Genomic DNA, 20,349 nt, shown 5'->3' with positions numbered 1-20,349 from the left:
AAATTAGTTACAAAACAAGCTAATTTTTGCTAATTCTAGAGATTTGCTTATTTTATTTTTCCCTAAATTGAGACCTAAATCATTAATCCTAGAGTGATAAAATTAATATAAATATAGAAAGATTAACATTCCTCAAAATATCTAAAAATATTTAAACTTTTCCTTTGACAAATTTTATAAATCGTAGTATAATAAAAAAGGTTGTTTTTGACGACAGATATGGCCCCATGGTCAAGCGGTTAAGACATCGCCCTTTCACGGCGGTAACCCGGGTTCGAATCCCGGTGGGGTCACCAAAATTATAATTCACAATGCACAATTAAATAACGTTTTATTGGTCTTTTAAATTTCAATTGTGAACTGTGGAATGACAATTATGAATTTAAACATTTGGCCTGGTAGTTCAGATGGTTAGAATGCCAGCCTGTCACGCTGGAGGTCGAGGGTTCGAGTCCCTTCCAGGTCGCCAAAAAATCAATTCACGATGCACAATGCACAATTGAGAAGCGTTAGAAATGATATTCTGAGCAAAACTAAGAATATTGGTTTGAGAGTTTGGTTTTTCAATTGTGAAATGTGAACTGATAATTGTGAATTAAACAAGTGCTGGCGTAGCTCAATCGGCAGAGCAACTGACTTGTAATCAGTAGGTTGGGGGTTCAATTCCTCTCGCCAGCTCCAGAATATTTTAACAAAGTACATAGATTAACCTATGTACTTTGTTTTTTACCAAAACAAAATGACACTGAATTTGAAAGTTTTCTTTCAAATTCAGTGTCATTTTCGTATTTTATAGAAAAATCATTAAAAACATCTCTATCATTGTTATAATAGCATTCTTAATATCATATATATTGGAAACCTATGAACTCTCTTGAAAAATGTTTACAAATCTCAATAATAGGTATATAATATTGAATATATATTCAATGAATGGAGATTTAATAATGGGAATTCGTGAAAAACAAAAAGAAAAGCGAAGAAATGAGATACTGAATGCTGGACTGGATTTATTCATACGCAAGGGATATTCTGCTACAAAAGTAAGTGACATTGCAGAGCAAGTTGGTATGAGTGTCGGATTGTTGTTTCATTATTTCGCTTCAAAGGAAAAACTATATGAAGAATTGATAAGTCTTGGCATTTCAGGACCCATGAGTGTTATGGCTCCTACTGAAAAAGAACCTCTTGCCTTTTTTGAAGATGTCGCAAGACAAATTTTTCATTATATTAAAGCCGAGCCATTTACTGCAAAGATGTTTGTATTGATGAATCAAGCCTTTTATAATGAAGCAGCTCCTGATTATGTCAAAGAGATGCTTGCCAGTTTTAATATTTATAAGCCAACTTCTGAGCTGATTTTGAAAGGTCAGGAAGAATGTACGATCCGCAGCGGTGACCCTTATGCTCTTTCAATTGCTTTTTGGTCTGCCGTAAGGGGCATTGCGGAGGAAATTGCGCTTAATCCAAATTCACCATGTCCTGATAGTGATTGGATTATTGATATAATAAGGAGGTAAGGCTGATGAAAAAGGTTATTATTATCGGTGCCGGTATTGCTGGACTAACGGCAGGCGTATATGCCCGCCAAAGTGGTTTTGATGTTGTGATTTATGAGGCTCATTCCATTCCAGGCGGTGCATCTACAAGCTGGAAAAGAAAGGGCTATCTCTTTGAAGGTGGCATGCACTGGCTGACGGGTTCTTCTCCAAAAACTGCCCTCCATAAGCTTTGGCGTGAAATCGGGGCATTGGATGACAATACTTCCATTTATAACCGCGACCCGTTTTTTACCTTTGAAGATAAGGGAAAGATGGCTTTTTTATATCGAGATATTGATAAACTACAGTCTCATTTGATTGAGTTATCACCCGAAGATAAAAAGGAAATAATCTGCCTTTGCAGGGATTTGAAAAAATTTATGAAAGTGGATATGCCCATTACGGATATTAAAAACGTAAAGGTTAAAGAAAAATCCGCTATACCGATATCAAAATTGATTTCTATGATTCCTGCATTTTTTAGAATGTCTTTCTACTCAGATCAAACGGTAAAAGAATATGCTATGCGGTATAAAAGTCCTTTTTTACAAGATTTATTCAGAAATGTTGTCAGCGATGATAACAATGCCACAAGCATGCTTTTCACATTGTCAACCCTTGCAAAAGGTGATGGAGGATACCCTTCAGGCGGTTCACTTGCCATGGCTGGCAGGATAGCAAAACGATTTGAAGCTTTAGGCGGTGTGATAAAATATAATAGTAAAGTTGAAAAGATTATGATTAAAAGTGGTAGTGCTACGGGTATTGTTTTTAATGGGACAGAAATCTCTGCAGATGCAGTCATCATCACACAAGATACACTGGCTGCGATTGACACTCTATTTGACAACCCACTTAAAGAGCCATGGGCGGATAAGATGCGCTCTGAAACCAAACCTATGCTAAATACTTTTATTTGTTTAGGAATCAAAGAGGACTTGTCTAATATTCATGAAAGTATGGTCTTTACAAGTGATACTCCGGTATTCTGTGCTGGAAAAGAAATCAAGGAAATCAGTATAAATAACTATGCGACTTATGAAGGCTATGCTCCAAATGGATGTACTGCCATTACTTCTATATTTCCAGGAGATAGCTATGAATGGTGGAAAGAGCAGAAGATAAAGGGTAGCTATGAATCTGAAAAGCAAAAGCTTGCGGAAAACTTCATTGCTGTTTTGGCAAAAAAATATCCTCAAACTGCCGGTAAGGTAGAAGTATGGGATATCGCTACTCCTTTGACTTATGAGCGCTATCTGAATTCTTATAAGGGTTCATGGATGTCAATTATGGGTAAAGGTGTAAAAATGCATCCCTATCCCTCAAAGCCTGAAAGTATATCCAATCTTTATTTTGCTGGCCACCGACTTATAATTCCCGGAGGACTTCCTGTTGCCCTTGAAACGGGCCGAAAATCAGTACAATATTTATGCAGGGATACTGATATGGTATTTCAGGGAAATGTTTAGAACAGTAAAATAACTTTAATTTTTAAGGTACCTATAAAGAGAAATATAAAACGTACATCCTTAAGATGGATCCTCATTAAAAATCCGTTGCTACCAACAATGGATTTTTAAGTTTATATGATAAATTATGAATATATCCTTAATCTTCACTTGCGGCTATTGTATTTAACACTTTTGAATCGAAGGCATATAATATATAAAGATCAATTTAAACTATATAAAAAGGGTGTAATTATGAATAATACAATATTACAACTTCAAAAAAATAATGATAATAGTATTTTAAACAATAATAATGTTATATTTGATGAGACAATTAGTATGATAGGAAATATAAGTTATAATAATATAACAGGTACCATTACTATTTCTGAAAATGGTCTATATGTCATTGATTGGTATGTAGCTATGCAGTCAATCTTCGGTTCACGCAGCGTTATTTTTAAGTTAATTTCTGACAAAGGTCATGAATTTGATAGCAATTCACCAAATAAAACAGGTAATATGAATGGAATAGCTATTCTAGATGTTAGTGATGCCCCTATCAACATCTCATTGGTAAATACATCAAATACTACTGTTTTTTTCTCAAATACGATACCATCTAAAGCTAATCTGCGAGTTTTTTATTTAAACAGTGATATAGCTGATAATAGCCGTTGCTTTGCTTTAGAGCAATTTGCTCATGTTTTAGAACAAATAGTCAATATATATCAAGGTGATTCTGTTAGTATTTTCTCAAATAGACTTGCAACAGTTTCAGGACCAATTCATTCCCTTTACCAAGCTCCTGATGCTGAAAGTATACCAATGCTCGTTCTTCAATCAGAAGAAGAATCATTTGCTTTTAATATCGACAAAATAACAATGCTTTATTTTCCAAATAGTATTTATGATGATTCCATAACTTATTTAAGTCCACCTAGCCAATTTCCTCAGAATTGCGATACTGACCAGCTTAAGAACATCTATAATTATGTTACAGTAGGTGACAGCATATCTGTAACTGCAGGTCCTAATACAAGTGCTTCTGGTGATGTGCATATTAACGAATATGGCATAATTGTTGTGGCTGATGCAACTTCAACAATATTTATGATGACTCCGCATATTTTTTCGATTACCGTAAATGAAGAAGGAGGTTTCAGTGGACAAAAACCAATTTTAGTTTCTACTGCCAATGTATAAAAAAACTAAAATAATCTAGTATATCAATATATTGGAGTATAGCTTTAAACGAAACCCAGTTCCTTACTTGTTTTCTATATATAATTGAAAAAACAAGGAGGTCTGGGTATTTCTATATATGTTTATGTGTTATAATAGACTAATATGGAGGTGAAATCTTATGGTTAAAAAGGCTTTGAAATCTGCAATAGGAGTGAGTATAGGTGTAACAATTGGGAGTATTATTTTACCTCGAATCCTTTTTTCTAAGCTCTACAACAATACATATCCTCCAATATTAGAACAGACATTAATTTATTTAGTAATTTCATATATTGTCTGCTTTCTTATTTCTTTTTTAATTGAATGGCTAAAAATAAAGATAAAAAAAGCTGATAAATTCTAATTTATCAGACATATAAAGTATTAGAAGCAACCTTTTGGTTGCTCTTTCTTTTATCTAAGCCCTATTTTTATGCATACTATATCTTTATTACTCCTGTACTATCTTAATGATATTATCAAAAACATCTTCATAGCTTTTACTTTGTGCTGATGGTGTTGCCTGTATTACGTAAACAATATTTGACTCTGGCAGAATATTTACCTCCTGACCTCCATATCCGCGACAGCTGAAACCACCATCAAATAACCACAATAAGAAACCATAATTCCTTTCCCTTTGGGAAGGAGAAATAGCCTGTCTTATATAATTATCACTGACAATACCTTTCCCATTTTGCAAAAACAAAAAACCGATTTTAGCAAGATCATGAGCAGATAAATCCGATTGCATTTCAAGAATTGGATTGTTGCTAATGCTATAATTCACACCATTCGAAAATGCAGCCCATTCACCACTGGTTATTCCAAGGGGCTCATATAAATTTATTCTGCAAAACTCGTATGTGCTCATACCTGTTGCCTTGCTTATGAGTGCAGATAGTAAAATAACATCCCATTCCTTGTACACAAATTTTGTACCTGGTACATCTGCCATAGCTGTATCTGAAAGATGTTCCAAACAATTTTCTGATCTCCAAAGCTGTTCAAGCATGGGGCAGTGATAATGAACACCGCCATTCCAATATATGCCTGATGACATGGTTAGAAGATGCCGAACAGTGATTAGCTTGTGATATGGATGAACATTCTGAGCAAATTCTGTTAAATAATTGCTTATAGGCTCGTCTAAGCTCTTAATATATCCTTTATCAAGACAAATACCTATACATATGGACAAAATACTTTTCCATATGGATTTTATATTATTTCTGCTATCCTTTGTAAAGTTATTATAATATCGTTCAAGAATCAACTCATTATCCTTAAAAAGCAAAATGCTGTTGATAAGACGATATCTTCTTTGTTTTATATAATGGTCAACATATTCCTCAATTTCATGATTCATTTCAAATACCGTCCTATTATAGAGTTTGAGTTTTGTTTTAACTCTTTCGGTGTGCCTGCTGCTATAATATTTCCGCCATCATTGCCTCCGCCGACACCCATCTCAATGATATAGTCACAATTTGATAACACATAAGGGTCATGTTCCGTGAGGATAACTGTATTACCTTTATCTACAAGTTCATGAAGAAGTTTTAATAGCTTTTTACTATCATGAAATGATAGCCCTGTAGTAGGCTCATCCAAGATATAAATTGCATCCTTTGCATTCTGTCCTTTTGAAAGCTCCTTTGCCAATTTGATACGCTGACTTTCTCCACCAGATATGGTAGGAGTTTTTTGTCCCAAAGTGATATAGTTCATACCCACACGTGAAAGCGTTGCAAGGATTTTATCAATTGATTTATCCTTTCCCTTAAAAAATTCCACTGCCTCATCCACCGTCATTGATAAGATATCTTTAATATTCTTTCCGTCAAGCATTACCTCTAAAACCTCGGGAATAAAACCTGTTCCGCGGCAAGCCTCACATTCCAAGTTAATAAAATTGCCAAAACCTACATGATAATGTATCTCACCGTCACCTTTACATACTTTACAGCCACCCTCGGAATTAACGGTAAAAAGACCTGCTGAAAGTCCGCTCTCCTTTGCAAACAAAGTTCGGATACGATCAAACATACCTGTGTATGTGGCAGGACAGGATGTACGGCTTCTTCCAATTGGTTTTTGGTCAATAACAAAGCATTTTTTTATATGTTCTATACCGCTTATAATTACATTATTAGATTCATAGGTAAACTCCCCATCTTCATCATCCGTTATGCACTTGGTATTCAACATTTCTTTTAACTTAGGCACAAGTGTATCAGAAATAAGACTTGATTTTCCGCTTCCTGATACTCCGGCAACACCTACCATTAATCCAAGCGGTATCTCTGCTGTAACATTTTTCAGATTATGAAGTGCTGCATTTTCTATCTTTAAGACATTTAGCATATCGATAGTCCTGCTTCGTTTTTCCATTTTCAGAGTTTCTTCACATCTTAAATATGGTGATGTATTTGAATTTTTACAATACAAAAATTCTTCAAAACCACCTTGAAAAATCAATTCACCGCCAAGTACACCTGCATTTGGACCTAGGTCAATAATGTAGTCAGCAGATCGTATAAATTTTTCATCATGCTCAACAGCTATAACTGTATTTCCACGATTAACAAGATTCTTCAAAATTTTAATCAGCTTAGCTTTTTCCACCTCATGTAATCCAATTGTCGGTTCGTCAAATACGAAAATAATACTATCCATTTCAGCAATTATATAAGAAGCTAAAAATAGTCTTTGAATTTCTCCGCCTGAAAGTGTTGGTACAGGTCGTGAAAGCGCAAGATGATGCAGCCCCACATCAACCATGCAATTTAGCTTTACCAATATCTCGCCTAACAAAGGTGATATTATAGGGACTGTAGCTAAAAATTGGTACAAATCTTTTATATACATATTTTCAAGCTCAGAAATAGTTTTGCCTCCTATAGCAGTATGAAAAGCCTGTTCTCCAAGACCCGTGCCACCACATTTCGGACAAGATGCTTTGCCCATATATCCTGCATTGGTAAGCAAATATTCGAGGCGACTCGATGTCGAGAAAGCTCCATTTGTAGTATGCATTATCCATGGCACAAAACCCATAAAGGATGATTTTCCATTATCACCATATTTCAAAAAGTTTAATTGCTCATCAGTAAGCGTTGAGAGCTTGTCTGTGGGAGAGATATTATGATATTTACAAAAGCTATCAAGCATTCGCTTTGTAATTCCCCGTTTTCCTAATCCTAAGCAAACATCCTCTATTTTTTGCGATAAATCTTCAAACAGCTTTTCTTCATCAAGTTCTTTAATAATTCCCGTGCCCAGACACTTTACGCACATACCCTTGGGAGAATTTTTTTGAAACATCTCCATCGTAAGGGGTATGTCATCATTATATTTGTCATCTCTCACCCCATAAGCAGCAAACAGCATAGCAAGCATATTGCTTATTTTTGTTCGTGTACCAACTGTACTTCGAGGATTAGACTGACGGATTATACGCTGTTCTACTGCAACCGTCGGAGAAAGCCCTGTGATACTGTCAAAAGAGGGTGTACTGTCAACTATAAACTGTGTCCCAGAGAACATAAGATATCTTCGTTTTCCTTCCTCATAAAGGGTATCAAATGCAAGGCTTGATTTTCCGCTGCCAGATACTCCGGTAATTACAGTTAGTTTATTTTTGGGGATCTTTACATCTACGCCTTTCAGATTATGTATTCGTGCATTTTTTATTTCGATGAAGCCGTTCATGGCAACTCTCCTTTATACCTAAATTCCTCCAATGTTTACCTATCAAATACAATTCTGTCTTTTTTGATTATAATAATTCATTCTATATTCAAAACTCTTTTTCCTTAGAAAATAATCCCTGATCTCATATGTTATCTTATCTTTGTCAATTCAATATAGATTAAATTTAAAATCATTATATATTGGTATTGAAAAAAAAGTCAAGTGTGTATTATTATTGATATAGACAATTAAATTTAATTATTGTAATAGTATAGTTTATATATTAAACAACAAACATAACAACCCTATAACATTAACCCCTTAGGACTACAAAAAGTATATAAGGAAATAGATTCCATTGATATAATCCTTTTTATCTTTAGCTCCTTGCAATATCCTGCAATTATTGCAAAGATATGAATTTATTACTTTAATTAAAGGAGGAGAATACATATGGATTGCTTAGAGAGTATGAATAGGGCTTTGAATTTGAGATGTACTATGAAACTGCAAATGAAAAATGCTACGAAGAAACTTGGATTAGAGTTGCACCAAAAAATAATTTATAGAGGATATAGTTCGTAAAATACAACAATAAAGAAGTCTCAAGACCTATATGCTGAGACTTCTTTATTGTTAGTTATTTACTTTCCCTAAGCTCCTTAAAAAAACTAGAAATTATACTGCTGCATTCATCTTCTAATACACCAAATTCCACTTCTAATCTATGGTTAAACCTAGGATGATTCGTTAAGTCCTCCACAGTTCCGCAGCAGCCTCTTTTAGGATCTCTAGTACCTATAACCAATTTTCCTATTCTAGCATTTACTATTGCACCTGCACACATGGCACAGGGTTCTAACGTCACATATATAGTGCAATTAAGCAGCCTCCACGCATTAAGATGCTTACTTGCTTCTTTTATTGCAAGTATTTCAGCATGAGCTGTTGGGTCATTTGAAGTTTCCCTTTGATTATAACCTCTGCCGATTATTTCTCCCTCATAAACAACAACAGCACCTACAGGCACTTCATAGATGCTATACGCCTTTTTAGCCTCTTCTAAAGCCTCTCTCATATATAAAATATCCATTGATATCACCTTATAATGCTAAATTTAGATACAGCTTTTTATTTGTATATTAAATGTGTATCATAGAACTTTTCAAGTGTCAACACATGCTAATCTTTACTTTTTTACCTATCTTTTCAAGACTTTCCCCTATTTCCTGTACAAGTTTCAATTTTGAAACAATATCAATTCCTAACCCGTCCTCCTGATGACTATGATTTACAGCATTTCCTAAATATATATTAATATCTGTTGCATCCTCGATTAACATACGTGTCAACATAGCAGCACCATCTTTTCTCTTTTCTAATTCAAGTAATATAATAGCGTTCTTCTCATACTCATGTATAAGCTTAGGAATATTTTTTAAGGTAATAATACCTTCTGTCACAAGATCTACTCCTTCTATTTTCGCCATAGCAGGTATACCCTCAGATGATGTATTCTCTAAAGGCACAAGAGGTGCTTTTAAGAATTTGGAAACCATTTTAGCTGTACTTCCGCCGCACACAACATGTTTTCCTTTTTTTCCAAAGAACATGTTTAATATTTTATCGTCTTCGTTAGGATTCTCTGGAGGGCCGATTATAATATTTACGGCTTTTCGTTCCCGAAGTTGCAGTGTCAACAGTGTTATATCATCTTTAGGCTTTCCATCATAAAGACATAAGCAGGCATTCATCAAACGGGCCCCTAGCCATGCAGCTGAAACTTCAGGTTTATACCATTGCTCCAAAAGCCTTACAACTTCACCATGTCCTAATTCTTTGCCAATTTCGCTATCTATACCTGCATTTGTAACGCCATCAGTCATTAGAAAAAGCATATCATCAGAAAGCAACGGTACTGTACTTTCCCAAATCTCTTTTTCTTGAATGAAAAAACGTGCAGACTCATGACTTATACTTTTTCCGCCTCGAAGGAGTATAACAGGAGGGTTATCAAATTGGGCCAAATATACCTTATATTTCTGTATCCTGGCAGCTACAAATGTAGCATAGGCTAACTTTCGCTCCCTGCACATAGGCAATGTTTGAACTGTAGTAAAAACAGCATCTTCTAAGAGCATGCCTCCTGAAAGTAATGTCCCTAGTATTTGAGAAGTCAACGTTGCAAGTATATTTGCCTTTACACCGCTGCCTAGGCCATCAGAAAGAACTAAAGTGGTTCCATCTTCTGTTGTTTCCTTATAGTAAAAGTCACCGCAAATACTTTCTGTATATTTATTATAACTTATCTTTGCAAAATCTAATACATAATCCAGCATATAAGCCACCTATCCTAAAAAATCTCATCATCCATAAGTATTGTTTTTTTCAAATCCATTATTGCCAGCTTAGTTTTTGCAGCTGTTTCTCCTAAAAGAGAAGCTATCTCATGTACTGTACGTAACTGAGCCTCCACAATTTCATCAGCCATATTAGCAGAATCCATCTTTGCTTGACGAATCCTATTCTTCTCCATGCGAAGCTGAGTAATATCCTTCATTATACAGCTTATTATGCTATTTCCCTTATCGTATATGAGTGTCTGCTCTAAGTATAAACCATACTCTGCAACATATATATTTCTGCTTATTCTCTCTTCCCCACTTGCAATTAAATCAATAAAATTATACTCATCTAGTATACGTGATACAGGAGAACCAAGGATATCCTCAGGTGAGGATAAATGGAATGCTTTACATGTGGCATTGTTAATCATTATGACACACATATCAATATCCACAGCTAATATAAGATTAGGTGATACTTCTATTACCTTATCTGCAAAAGACTGCGTACGGGCTTTCATAAATGGCAAACACATGTTAATATCTGCTTTATTCTCATAGATAGCAATTGCTTTCTCTCTACAGCTAGGATATCCACACGAACCACAGTTTAGCTCATCTTCTACAGTATTTTTTCCCATCTTCTTCAATATTGCAGCCAATTGCCATTCTGTCGGAGGCATGCAGACTATTTTTTTATCAAGAAATTTTTGTTTCAGCGAAAAACCAGTTCTTGTCTCAAAATCAATATTCTTTCCACTTTCATCTACTGCTTGTTTTCTAACCAGAGTCTTTCCAAAAATTTGCTTATTTTGGCTTTTTTGAAAAGACGGTCCCCCTATACAACTTCCGGTGCATGCACTCATTTCAATAAAATATCCCTTTAAATTGCCTGAAACGATTTCCTGTAATGCACTTATGCAATTCTCAATCCCATCAATAGCGATGTATTGAAAGTTGTCATTTTTTAACATGCTATCCAATATACCTCCGCTATATGGAAATGATCGGGAAAGCTTTGGCGTAGGTATTGAACTGTCTTCTTTAGGTTCTATACTAGAATTTTCAAACCATCCTTCAAGCTCATCAAAGGTAATTACATAGTCTGCACCATTTTCACCACATTCAGCTTTCTTAGAAATACATGGACCAATAAATACCACTATAGCATTAGGGTATAAATCCTTTAACTTACGAGCACTTACCTGCATAGGAGAGATTATTGGAGCCAAAAAATCCAGTGCCTCAGGAAAATGATGTTCAATGTATAGATTTATAGTCGTACAGCAGGAAGATATGATTACATCATTCCATTTATCCTCAACCAATTTTTCATAATGGCTTTTCACAACATATGCTCCTTCTGCTGTTTCAGAAACATAAGAAAAACCTAACTCAGCAAGTGCATCAGAAAAGGTCTGAAATGACGCTTTGGGATATGCAGTAATCCATGAAGGTGCTACAGTTGCCACAATTTGACGCCCTTGGCTAAGTAACTCTAATATTTTAGGAATATCATTACTGTCCTCCTTTGCATTTTGAGGACAAACAACAGTACAAGTTCCACATAATATACATTCTGATTCAAGTATTTGTGCTCGTCCATTTTTAACTGTTATTGATTTAACAGGACAATGTCTGACACATTTATAACAATCCATGCATTCAATTTCTTTAAAACTTAAAATCGCCATATGATTCCCCTACTTTGAAATAGTTTATTTAATACAAATATAAGAAAAGCTTCTAATAAAGGATTTTAAGTAAGCTTTTCTTAGTTACTGCATAAGCGACTTGCACAAAATCAAAGATTTCAGCAATCTGCTTAAAACTCATTGAGGTCACGTTCCAAAATGAAAAAAATTAGAATCTTTCTATAAGTTATAAAAAGATTATTATAAATCTTAATAATCCTCAAAAAAGACTTATTTTCATTCATTATATACCCAATTTATCTATATTACACTAGTTCTTTGTTATAATAATAACAGTATGCATCTATGATGTCAATCAAGGTAATAAAAATAGTCAATAGAATTCGCCTATAAAGGTAAAAACAATGGCTTATAAAGATAATTTAATCTCTTTCTTCTCGAATCATAATATAAAATTCATCTCCAGACTTGGAATGATTAACAGTCTTTAATATTATAAAACCAACTTTTTCATACAAACTGATAGCACGCCTATTAAAAGAAGCAACTGTCAGTCGGTATTTTTTAGCTTGAAATTTCTTTCGAGCAAAGCCTATACCTGCATTTAGAAATGAATATCCTAATCCCTTTCCGCACAGAAGTGGATTCATACCTAATCCAATGTCTAATGCTTCTTCAGAGTATGTATAGTCATGAGTTGGTATTTGCGCCGACTTATCAAAACAGAAATAACCAGACAATTGATTTTTATCGTCAATAAAAGCATAATAATCACCGCTCATAAGTTCAAGAATGGTTTCTGAATTGTTTTCAAAACTATACATTGAGTAAGGGTCTTCATAAATCCAATTTGAAATATCTATAGCGAAATCTTTTGTCATTTCAATTATTAAACTCATATAATCTCTCCCTGCAAATTTATTCTAAGCACTCATATCATATTTCACAATTTCCCTCCGCTTCCTGCCAATCAACCAAAAGATTGTAGCGATTTGTCTTAAAACGCAAAACACAATAGTCTGGATCGTCAGGACCGTTGAAATGCTGCCCCATTCCCGGATACCACATTTCTTCCTTGATGGCTAGATCTTTTACAACCTCAATTGTTCCTACTAAAGTAATGTTATATGCCCCATCCTTATTAAAGCACACGCTTGCTCGGTTGCAGTTTGTTATACGTTTTGCCTTGTTACCTTCAAGCCCGCTGCAAAAGGTAATCCAATTAATTCCATGGGACTTTGATGCCGTAATAGTTGAAGCTGTAGGATACCCGTCCTTATCAATGAGTGCAAGAACACAATAAGGTTCTGAACCTTCCAATGAATTATGAGCTGTATTTTGACAAATAATTTCTCCTGCTTTTGCAATAATCTCTTTACTCATTTACACACCCCCGTAATAATAAATTTTCTTTATCCTTTAATAAATTTCAAAATCTTTTTTAACTCAGCATTAGGATTGAGTATAAAAACACGCTCCGTTATTTTTTCAATTGCCTCATCTTTCTCGATTTTTACAGCCTTTTCAAATACATCTTCCCCCCAAAAATTCTCAGTTGTACAAAATACAGTTGAAGACCAGCCGTACTCTATTCCTTTTTGAGATATTTTTTGCTGCCTTCCACACATAGTCAAATACATTTTCATTTGCAGTTCTGTCAAGGCTCGGTCAAACTGAGACTTTTCCTCTTTTCCAAAGCCTGCCAACTGCTTTATTGCATGTAATGGCAACGTCCCATTTTCGAGGATAGTGTCATAAATTCGTTTCCCATGGTTACTGATTTCACCATCTGCATATTTCTCATCAAATGTCCTATTTTCTCGCCGAACTGCGAGAAAATAAGGAACCCATTCTCTGACCATATATCCGCTTTTCTTGAAGAATAATTTTGCATAAGCAATATCCTTACGCTCGTCTAATACACGCATACGCCACTCCCATGGGTCAGTATCTGGATTTCCTGTATGCCAGCATATAGGTGTCTCGTAAGGCGGTGATTCCTCCCAATTCCATGGAATCACGGAGAAAATGCCTTCACTATTCCCACCCCCCATTGAAAACCCAGCATCCAGCAGTGTACTAACAAAATCTCCATAATCTTTTATCGGTTTACTATTCAATCCAAAACCCTCCTTTTGAAAGAATCATATCACATTAAACAGGACAACATCCTGTCCTGTTTATTTATAGTGTTCCAAAATATTAACAGCGATTCGTTTTATATGCTCCGCCATGTCAGCAGGTTCAAGTACCCTTGCCTTATCTCCAAACCCCAAAATCCATGATATAGTAAAATCCCTATTTGTATACCCAATTTCAAGACGAAGCAGGCCTTCTTCCGTTTCTGTGTAACAATGAAGCCCATATGTTTCAATGAGCTGATAACGAACTGATGGGTCAAATAGAACAACTAGCTTTTTATCATCGGGAAGACACTTATTGAAGTCTCTCTTTTCAGGTGGAATTTCACGAGGAATATAGGTCTCAGTGCAAAGACATAAATCCCATAACCGCATCATCTTAAACAACCGCCAATCCTTTCGGTCTTGACAAAAGCCAAATATATACCACGCTGCCCACTGGAAAATTATAAAGTATGGCTCGATACGGCGATGTGTAATACCCTTTTCATAATAATAGTCAAATTCAATTAATCTCTGCTCATGAATCGCTCTTTTAATAAGTTCAATCTTTTCTGTCAAGCTGCCCTTGTAATGAGAAGCAAGATCGATTATAATGGGTTCCCTTAGCGATACAACAATATCTTTATTAGCAGATAATTTATCTAGAGTTTTCTCAATATGGGACTTTTCCGATACGCTTCCAATACCTTTGAGACCAGCAATAATCCCTGAAAGCTCATCAACAGTCAGAATGCTTTTGTCAAGCTTGAACCCCTCTGCAATAGAAATACCGCCACCGCTGCCTTGATATGTAATAATAGGTATCCCTGATTGGCAAAGAGTGTCAATATCTCTGCCAATGGTACGGCGAGTAACTTCAAATTTCTCAGCAAGATAGGGAGCTGTTACCCGTTCATTTTGAAGCAGGATTGTGAGTATTCCAAGCAAGCGGTCAATCTTCATGGACACTCGCCTCCAATTCTCTTTGGTATCTCTTTAGCAATTTGCGTCATAGAAGCACCTCCTATTAACATTATAACACATGAAATCTCAACTAAACTTCTTGACTAATATCAAATATATTAGTATATTGATACATACCAATATACGGTATGATTGTGAGTAAAATCAAAAAACTCTCAATATTGCACAATCTGCTTTATCTTGATATCTTACTATATTAAAAGCTCATGGGATTTTAGGCTTTTCCAAATCTGGTTAAAACATAACCTATAGTCTCGCTTACCATAGGGTGGAAAGGGTAATCGATATACTTAGAACATATTATTGTTAAAAAAAGTAATGAAAGGTATTATGTCTAATCTAGAAAGGAGAATTTAAAAATATGGAACATAAATTAGAGAACCCTAAACGGTTAAAAGAATTAAATCCATCACAAACACTTGAAAATCTTGGTCTTGGAGGTGGAAGTTCTTTTTGTGATATCGGTGCAGGAACAGGAATTTTTACATTTGCAGCATCTAAATTAACTAATTCCAATATATATGCAGTAGATATATCCACTGAAATGCTAGAAGTATTAAAAGTTAAAAGAACAGAACATAATGCAGATAATGTTATACTAAAGAATGATGTTCAAGATGTACCTTCATCCTCTTGTGATATTGTCCTAGCTTCTACTGTTTTCCATGAATTGGAGGATATGGATGGTATGGCAAACGAAATCAAGCGTATTTTAACTAATGGTGGACTCTTGGCTGTTATCGAATTTCATAAACGTAAAACTCCTATAGGTCCACCTACCAATCATAGATTGAGCCCTGAACAGATTGATAATCTGCTGCAAAAACATGAATTCAATAAGATAAAGTATTTTGAATTGGGAGAGAATTTTTATATATCGATTTTTACTCTGAATTCTTAAAAGAAGAAGTAAAGGCTTATTCTTCTACTTCCTAGAATTAGCCTCCTTCTTTTTCAAACTTCAACAATTCCTATTATATAAAATAATAGAATTTGTCATTTCCCTACTTATATTTATAACCTTTAGAAAAACCAAGATGTAGGAAGATAAAACAAATAGGGTGCTGTAAATACCGCTAAGGATAATGCAAGTTTTTTCCTCTGTATGTCATCTAAATCTGATTTTTTCAGACAGAATTTATAGTTAAACAAATAGATAAAAAATGCGGTTATTATCACGCATACAGTTACCCACAGCATAGAATAGATGCTTTGAAAGGATTATAGCTAACAGCACTTATGATATTTTTATACCACCATTGTCCTAAGGCTGTGTCGTAGCTAAAATTAATTAGATTAGGTATAAACATTGCCACTGTGCCAATAAAATCAGCAATAAACCCAAATATCCAAACTCTAAAGATCGCAGTCTTAGCCTTCTGTTTAATGTTTTCTATTTTTAGATGTTTCATAGTCAATACAATTACAATCAAATCTATAAGAAAATTTGCCGGCAAAACCACAATCCAAGTAATTGGTATCAGCCATAAGAACCATATAGGAAAAATTATATTATATAGCTTAATGTTATGTTTTTTCATATCTCACCTCTCAAAATATAAATTTTCAATGATATTCATTTTGTATATCAATGTTAAATCCTTGTTTGTCCGTATAATTAATAATCTTTTTACTATAATAACATAATTCCCTACATAAAAAAATAAAAGTAAATATTTGAAATTCAAAAGATATAAAATACCTGAACTTAATTGTTTTGTCCATCTTATTGAATTAATTGCTATTATTTATGGAAATACACAATCTACATTATCATAAAAAAAGCTGCAAGTCTTTATAAAGACTCGCAGCTTTGGTTTTGGTGCACTCGAGAGGAATCGAACCCCCGGCCTACGCCTTAGGAGGGCGCCGCTCTATCCTACTGAGCTACGAGTGCATAGTTTACCAATATATTTTACAGCATTTTTGAAAGGATGTCAACAATCAGTAAAATACTCATATAATTAATAAAGGCAGTTCTTATACCTCTTTAGAACTGCCTCTTATTATCTTTTAAGCCTTTTGTCTTGCCCTAGAAAAATATAGTCCCATCAATAAGAATGCTATGGCAAATAACAACTGCATAAATATTTCATATTTTACATCTAGAAAAGAGCTGATATCTGTTTCATTTATTTTTACAAAATAATATGTGGGAAAGAACTTAGCTATTGTCAATACCTTCTCTCCTAAAAATTGCTGTGGTACCATTACACCTGAGACAAATGAGACTCCAAGGGATAATACCGTACTTACACCTGATATAACAAATTTATTATTTGTTATATTGTTAATTAAAAATACAAGACATAATGCAGAGAATGAAAATACTATTGTATTAATTACGTATTTTAGAAAATTCACTTCTCCAATATATCTTCCTTTCAAAATAATACTTCCCAATATAAATATTAATGTTAGAAAACTTGCTATTGTTAACTGTCCTAAATATATTTGGCTATTAAATTTCAAAAACTTTACTGAAGATATCTTTCTTCTATTCTCAACTTCCTTATTTATAAAGTCAGTCATAACAAAGCCTATTACAGAGATATATAAGGCCATTACTATATAGGAGACAAAATTAAAATAAAATTTAAACCATGTATTCATCTTCTGATTTATATTATTATCAGGTTTAATTATATTTACCTCTATACCTTCATCCAAGGCAGTACTTACATTAGATAAATCAAATTTCCCATCTTCATAGGTTGCATTAGCAAAGGAAATAAATTTATTAATCTGATTTTGAATTTGATAAGCTCCTATATTCCTATCATCTCTAAATACCTCAATAGTCTTTTCCTTATTGATTACCTTTTTCTCAAAGTCCTCTGGAATAACAATTACTGCATCTATTATTTGTAAGAAAATCTGTTCTTTAATATACTTTTCATCTGACTTGGTATCGATTATATCATTCTTTTTTCCTAAATAATCTATTAGACTCTTTGATAATTCACTATTACTATTATCAACTATTCCAATATCAAGCTTTGTTTCCATAAAACTGGTTTCTCTTTGTGTATTCCCTCCACCATTTAATATTGATAGAATGAAGAAAATGATTGTGTATGAAAGGATAACTCCTTTATTTTTTAATGCTATCTTAACGAAATATTTATATACTGTCATAGGTCTTCCTCCTTAAAAATACATAGGATATACTAATAAGAACTATACAATAAATTGATAAAATCAAAGCTCCTTCAATTACAGTTTGAGTGTTTCCTAACAGATTTATCCTATAAAGATTATTAGTTATTATGGCGATTGGATTTATCTTTCCTAATACTGGAACACTCTTATCAAGCCAAATCTTTATATTTGGTGATATCATTCCTGATAAAGCTGATAAAAACAAAGTAATCATAATACCTAAAATAGTCTTTGTATTTTCATTTTGTTTATTAGAAACTCCAATAAATATTCCAAGGGCTACTCCAAATAAATTTCCTGCTATTATAAAAATAGTGCTATACTTCATCTCTGTAAACAAATTAATCTTTAAGATATATTTTATAAAAATCAGCAATATCACATTTGAAAGTAAATTTAAAATTAGTGAAACTATGATACCTGCTAACAGAAATTCATTCTTTCGTAGGGGTGTTATATTTATCCTCTTGCCTACATTAGTCAAATTTGCTTGAATTAAACTTACTGTTACAATTCCAGGAAAAATTCCATAGGCAGAAACCATTGCAATTAGTGAGTAAAATATTATAATTACAATATCTGCTTTTTGATTTATTTCTGAAATATATTCTACTGTAAAATCAAATTTTTCAATAGGAACATTTAAACTTCCCATTTGTTTAATTTGATCAAGTATCTCTTTAATTATAGTCTGATTTACTCCTGATTTTTTGACTAATAGATTTAAATCGTCGTCAATAAATCCTTGAATTTCTTCATTCTCTAACTTGTCATTTATTTCATCCTCTGAGAGTTTATGAACATTTACTATTTCGATTTCTTCCAATATAAATGCAATTGGGTTTTGAGAGTTTATTCCTATATCTATATTCTCTAGTTCTATATTTATCAGTCCGTTGAAAGCTGTGTAGAAAAATATTGCCATTATCAATGGATATATTAAAGTCCAGAAAAGAAAAGATTTGTCTCTATATAAGTTTTTCCCTTGATATATACAGTTACGAAATACACTTTTCATATCAATCTCTAAGCTCCTTCCCTGTTAATTCTAAGAATACATCATTTAATGTAGGTAATTGGCTATATAGTTTTGTATAGGTGAGATTGTTTTCTTTTATAAATTCCAATAGATTTGATAAGTTGTTGAGTCCATTTTCAAACTTTATGATATAATCATCTTCCCTTTTTTCTATATCAATTACATGAGGTATTTTCCTAAGCTTTTGAACCGTTTCATCTTTAATCACTGAAAATCCAACTACTATTTTTTCAGTTGTTGTTATCATAGCTTTCAATTCTTCGTTAGTTCCTGAAACCAAATTTTTGCCATTATCCATGATTATAATCCTCTTACAAATCATTTCTGCTTCCTCTAGATAATGAGTAGTATATATAATAGTGCTGCCTTCTTGATTTAACCTTTTTATTCCATCTAATATGAAGTTTCTACTTTGAGCATCTACTGCAACCGTAGGTTCATCCAAAAAAATCAATTTAGGTTTATGAGCTATCCCACAAGCAATATTTAGTCTTCTTTTAAGTCCTCCACTTAATTTATTAGGATAGAATTTTACATAATCCTTTAGCCCTACAAATTCTATAGCTTCTTCTACATATTGTTTTCTCGTGACTTTATCTTCTACATAAAGTCCGCAGAAATAATCTATATTTTCTCTTACGGTTAAATTCTCAAAAACTGAAACCTCTTGAGGCACTACTCCTATTTGTTTTTTAATATCATAGGAGTTTGGGGTCATTTTCTTTCCAAATATCTCTATTTCACCTTTATCAAAATTCAATAATGAAAGAATACAGTTTATTGCTGTAGTCTTACCACAGCCATTGGGTCCTAAAAGTCCCAATATCTCTCCCTCTTCAACCTCCATATTGAAATGCTCAAGGGCAATTAATTCCTTATATCTTTTTACTAAATTATTAACTTTTACTATCACTTAAATCACTCCCCCTATTTCATCTTAATTTAATTATACGAATTTGGAGTTTTTCATTGTAGTGTATAGAATCACAATATAATATGACAAATGTCATATTATATTAAAAATAATATAGAAAAATATATTTATTTTTATAACTATGAAAGATTTCTAAAAAGATTAAACAGCCTCAATCCGATAGAATATCGAACTAGGGCTGTTTAGAGTTGT

At 33.5% G+C, this 20,349-nt stretch carries 20 protein-coding genes and 4 tRNA genes; 10 read left to right on the top strand and 14 right to left on the bottom strand.

The genetic code is table 11. The features are described from left to right. Positions 1-221 precede the first annotated feature (221 nt). The 7 genes from CIW83_RS00560 to CIW83_RS00530 all read left to right on the top strand — a co-directional run bounded on the left by CIW83_RS00560 (position 222) and on the right by CIW83_RS00530 (position 4,583). A tRNA-Glu gene (locus tag CIW83_RS00560) sits at positions 222-296 on the top strand. A 96-nt stretch (positions 297-392) separates the two neighbouring features. Further along, a tRNA-Asp gene (locus CIW83_RS00555) sits at positions 393-469 on the top strand. Positions 470-605: 136 nt separating this feature from the next. Further along, positions 606-681 (top strand) — tRNA-Thr (locus tag CIW83_RS00550). 266 nt (positions 682-947) lie between these two features. Beyond that, positions 948-1,520 (top strand): TetR/AcrR family transcriptional regulator, encoded by a 573-nt coding sequence (locus tag CIW83_RS00545; protein ID WP_094898736.1) that lies wholly within the window; start codon positions 948-950, stop codon positions 1,518-1,520. Between the two features lie 5 nt (positions 1,521-1,525). Then, positions 1,526-3,010 carry an NAD(P)/FAD-dependent oxidoreductase gene (locus tag CIW83_RS00540; RefSeq protein ID WP_094898735.1) on the top strand — a complete coding sequence of 495 codons (1,485 nt, stop codon included), beginning with the start codon at positions 1,526-1,528 and terminating at the stop codon, positions 3,008-3,010. A gap of 174 nt (positions 3,011-3,184) precedes the next feature. Further along, on the top strand, positions 3,185-4,198 hold the full coding sequence (locus CIW83_RS00535; RefSeq protein ID WP_201259603.1) for a hypothetical protein: 1,014 nt from the start codon (positions 3,185-3,187) through the stop codon (positions 4,196-4,198). A gap of 160 nt (positions 4,199-4,358) precedes the next feature. Next, positions 4,359-4,583: a hypothetical protein gene (locus CIW83_RS00530; RefSeq protein ID WP_094898734.1), complete on the top strand. Its 225-nt coding sequence runs from the start codon at positions 4,359-4,361 to the stop codon at positions 4,581-4,583. A gap of 87 nt (positions 4,584-4,670) precedes the next feature. Here CIW83_RS00530 and CIW83_RS00525 read toward each other — a convergent pair whose 3' ends face one another. Together CIW83_RS00525 and CIW83_RS00520 are read right to left on the bottom strand one after the other, a co-directional pair. Continuing rightward, positions 4,671-5,588, bottom strand: coding sequence for a serine hydrolase (locus tag CIW83_RS00525; RefSeq protein WP_094898733.1), 918 nt, complete (start codon positions 5,586-5,588; stop codon positions 4,671-4,673). Beyond that, the gene (locus CIW83_RS00520) at positions 5,585-7,933 is read right to left on the bottom strand and encodes an excinuclease ABC subunit UvrA (protein WP_094898732.1); all 2,349 of its coding nucleotides are present in this window, start codon (positions 7,931-7,933) and stop codon (positions 5,585-5,587) included. Before CIW83_RS00520 ends, CIW83_RS00525 begins: the two co-directional genes overlap by 4 nt. A gap of 435 nt (positions 7,934-8,368) precedes the next feature. Between CIW83_RS00520 and CIW83_RS24130 the strand changes: the two genes are divergently transcribed. After that, entirely contained in the window at positions 8,369-8,500 is a 132-nt protein-coding gene (locus CIW83_RS24130) for a hypothetical protein (RefSeq protein WP_255374242.1), read from the top strand. 55 nt (positions 8,501-8,555) lie between these two features. On the opposite strand, the gene tadA is transcribed toward CIW83_RS24130, so the two are convergent. From tadA to CIW83_RS00485, 7 genes are all read right to left on the bottom strand, one after another. Continuing rightward, complete coding sequence (tadA, locus tag CIW83_RS00515; RefSeq protein WP_094898731.1) at positions 8,556-9,008, bottom strand: tRNA adenosine(34) deaminase TadA; 453 nt, start codon at positions 9,006-9,008, stop codon at positions 8,556-8,558. Positions 9,009-9,087: 79 nt separating this feature from the next. Beyond that, on the bottom strand, positions 9,088-10,254 hold the full coding sequence (locus CIW83_RS00510; RefSeq protein WP_094898730.1) for a SpoIIE family protein phosphatase: 1,167 nt from the start codon (positions 10,252-10,254) through the stop codon (positions 9,088-9,090). Positions 10,255-10,268: 14 nt separating this feature from the next. After that, positions 10,269-11,954 (bottom strand): [Fe-Fe] hydrogenase large subunit C-terminal domain-containing protein, encoded by a 1,686-nt coding sequence (locus CIW83_RS00505; RefSeq protein WP_094898729.1) that lies wholly within the window; start codon positions 11,952-11,954, stop codon positions 10,269-10,271. Between the two features lie 383 nt (positions 11,955-12,337). Further along, on the bottom strand, positions 12,338-12,814 hold the full coding sequence (locus CIW83_RS00500; RefSeq protein WP_094898728.1) for a GNAT family N-acetyltransferase: 477 nt from the start codon (positions 12,812-12,814) through the stop codon (positions 12,338-12,340). Between the two features lie 37 nt (positions 12,815-12,851). Then, the gene (locus CIW83_RS00495) at positions 12,852-13,298 is read right to left on the bottom strand and encodes a pyridoxamine 5'-phosphate oxidase family protein (protein ID WP_094898727.1); all 447 of its coding nucleotides are present in this window, start codon (positions 13,296-13,298) and stop codon (positions 12,852-12,854) included. Positions 13,299-13,327: 29 nt separating this feature from the next. Continuing rightward, the gene (locus tag CIW83_RS00490) at positions 13,328-14,035 is read right to left on the bottom strand and encodes a hypothetical protein (RefSeq protein WP_201259602.1); all 708 of its coding nucleotides are present in this window, start codon (positions 14,033-14,035) and stop codon (positions 13,328-13,330) included. A gap of 60 nt (positions 14,036-14,095) precedes the next feature. After that, positions 14,096-15,001, bottom strand: coding sequence for a YafY family protein (locus CIW83_RS00485; RefSeq protein WP_094898726.1), 906 nt, complete (start codon positions 14,999-15,001; stop codon positions 14,096-14,098). A 382-nt stretch (positions 15,002-15,383) separates the two neighbouring features. Here CIW83_RS00485 and CIW83_RS00480 point away from each other — a divergent pair, with 382 nt between their 5' ends. Continuing rightward, positions 15,384-15,923 (top strand): class I SAM-dependent methyltransferase, encoded by a 540-nt coding sequence (locus CIW83_RS00480; RefSeq protein WP_094898725.1) that lies wholly within the window; start codon positions 15,384-15,386, stop codon positions 15,921-15,923. 286 nt (positions 15,924-16,209) lie between these two features. Here the strand turns inward: CIW83_RS00480 and CIW83_RS00475 are convergent, their stop codons facing one another. The 5 genes from CIW83_RS00475 to CIW83_RS00455 all read right to left on the bottom strand — a co-directional run bounded on the left by CIW83_RS00475 (position 16,210) and on the right by CIW83_RS00455 (position 20,136). Then, complete coding sequence (locus tag CIW83_RS00475; RefSeq protein ID WP_201259601.1) at positions 16,210-16,563, bottom strand: hypothetical protein; 354 nt, start codon at positions 16,561-16,563, stop codon at positions 16,210-16,212. Between the two features lie 279 nt (positions 16,564-16,842). After that, a tRNA-Arg gene (locus tag CIW83_RS00470) sits at positions 16,843-16,919 on the bottom strand. 116 nt (positions 16,920-17,035) lie between these two features. Beyond that, positions 17,036-18,160: an ABC transporter permease gene (locus CIW83_RS00465; protein ID WP_094898724.1), complete on the bottom strand. Its 1,125-nt coding sequence runs from the start codon at positions 18,158-18,160 to the stop codon at positions 17,036-17,038. Next, positions 18,147-19,202, bottom strand: a complete 1,056-nt coding sequence (locus CIW83_RS00460) for an ABC transporter permease (RefSeq protein WP_094898723.1) — start codon at positions 19,200-19,202, stop codon at positions 18,147-18,149. The genes CIW83_RS00465 and CIW83_RS00460 overlap by 14 nt, the downstream gene beginning before the upstream one ends. Before the next feature lies 1 nt (position 19,203). Continuing rightward, a complete protein-coding gene (locus tag CIW83_RS00455) occupies positions 19,204-20,136 on the bottom strand; it encodes an ABC transporter ATP-binding protein (RefSeq protein WP_094898722.1) in 933 nt (310 codons plus the stop codon). A gap of 90 nt (positions 20,137-20,226) precedes the next feature. Here CIW83_RS00455 and CIW83_RS24715 point away from each other — a divergent pair, with 90 nt between their 5' ends. Continuing rightward, on the top strand, positions 20,227-20,343 hold the full coding sequence (locus CIW83_RS24715; protein WP_143598493.1) for an IS3 family transposase: 117 nt from the start codon (positions 20,227-20,229) through the stop codon (positions 20,341-20,343). The last annotated feature ends 6 nt before the right edge of the window (positions 20,344-20,349 follow it).

Origin of the sequence: Tissierella sp. P1 (assembly GCF_002266425.1) — a bacterium.
Lineage (GTDB): Bacteria > Bacillota > Clostridia > Tissierellales > Tissierellaceae > Tissierella > Tissierella carlieri.
The sequence above is the reverse complement of the archived record's forward strand: the minus strand, read 5'-3'. Positions and strand labels throughout refer to the sequence as shown.

Coding starts and splice junctions, on each gene's coding strand:
- CIW83_RS00545 (WP_094898736.1), top strand. CDS start 948: ATGGGAATTCGTGAAAAACAAAAAGAAAAGCGAAGAAATGAGATACTG.
- CIW83_RS00540 (WP_094898735.1), top strand. CDS start 1,526: ATGAAAAAGGTTATTATTATCGGTGCCGGTATTGCTGGACTAACGGCA.
- CIW83_RS00530 (WP_094898734.1), top strand. CDS start 4,359: ATGGTTAAAAAGGCTTTGAAATCTGCAATAGGAGTGAGTATAGGTGTA.
- CIW83_RS00525 (WP_094898733.1), bottom strand. CDS start 5,588: ATGAATCATGAAATTGAGGAATATGTTGACCATTATATAAAACAAAGA.
- CIW83_RS00520 (WP_094898732.1), bottom strand. CDS start 7,933: ATGAACGGCTTCATCGAAATAAAAAATGCACGAATACATAATCTGAAA.
- CIW83_RS24130 (WP_255374242.1), top strand. CDS start 8,369: ATGGATTGCTTAGAGAGTATGAATAGGGCTTTGAATTTGAGATGTACT.
- tadA (WP_094898731.1), bottom strand. CDS start 9,008: ATGGATATTTTATATATGAGAGAGGCTTTAGAAGAGGCTAAAAAGGCG.
- CIW83_RS00510 (WP_094898730.1), bottom strand. CDS start 10,254: ATGCTGGATTATGTATTAGATTTTGCAAAGATAAGTTATAATAAATAT.
- CIW83_RS00505 (WP_094898729.1), bottom strand. CDS start 11,954: ATGGCGATTTTAAGTTTTAAAGAAATTGAATGCATGGATTGTTATAAA.
- CIW83_RS00500 (WP_094898728.1), bottom strand. CDS start 12,814: ATGAGTTTAATAATTGAAATGACAAAAGATTTCGCTATAGATATTTCA.
- CIW83_RS00495 (WP_094898727.1), bottom strand. CDS start 13,298: ATGAGTAAAGAGATTATTGCAAAAGCAGGAGAAATTATTTGTCAAAAT.
- CIW83_RS00485 (WP_094898726.1), bottom strand. CDS start 15,001: ATGAAGATTGACCGCTTGCTTGGAATACTCACAATCCTGCTTCAAAAT.
- CIW83_RS00480 (WP_094898725.1), top strand. CDS start 15,384: ATGGAACATAAATTAGAGAACCCTAAACGGTTAAAAGAATTAAATCCA.
- CIW83_RS00475 (WP_201259601.1), bottom strand. CDS start 16,563: ATGAAAAAACATAACATTAAGCTATATAATATAATTTTTCCTATATGG.
- CIW83_RS00465 (WP_094898724.1), bottom strand. CDS start 18,160: ATGACAGTATATAAATATTTCGTTAAGATAGCATTAAAAAATAAAGGA.
- CIW83_RS00460 (WP_094898723.1), bottom strand. CDS start 19,202: ATGAAAAGTGTATTTCGTAACTGTATATATCAAGGGAAAAACTTATAT.
- CIW83_RS24715 (WP_143598493.1), top strand. CDS start 20,227: ATGTCATATTATATTAAAAATAATATAGAAAAATATATTTATTTTTAT.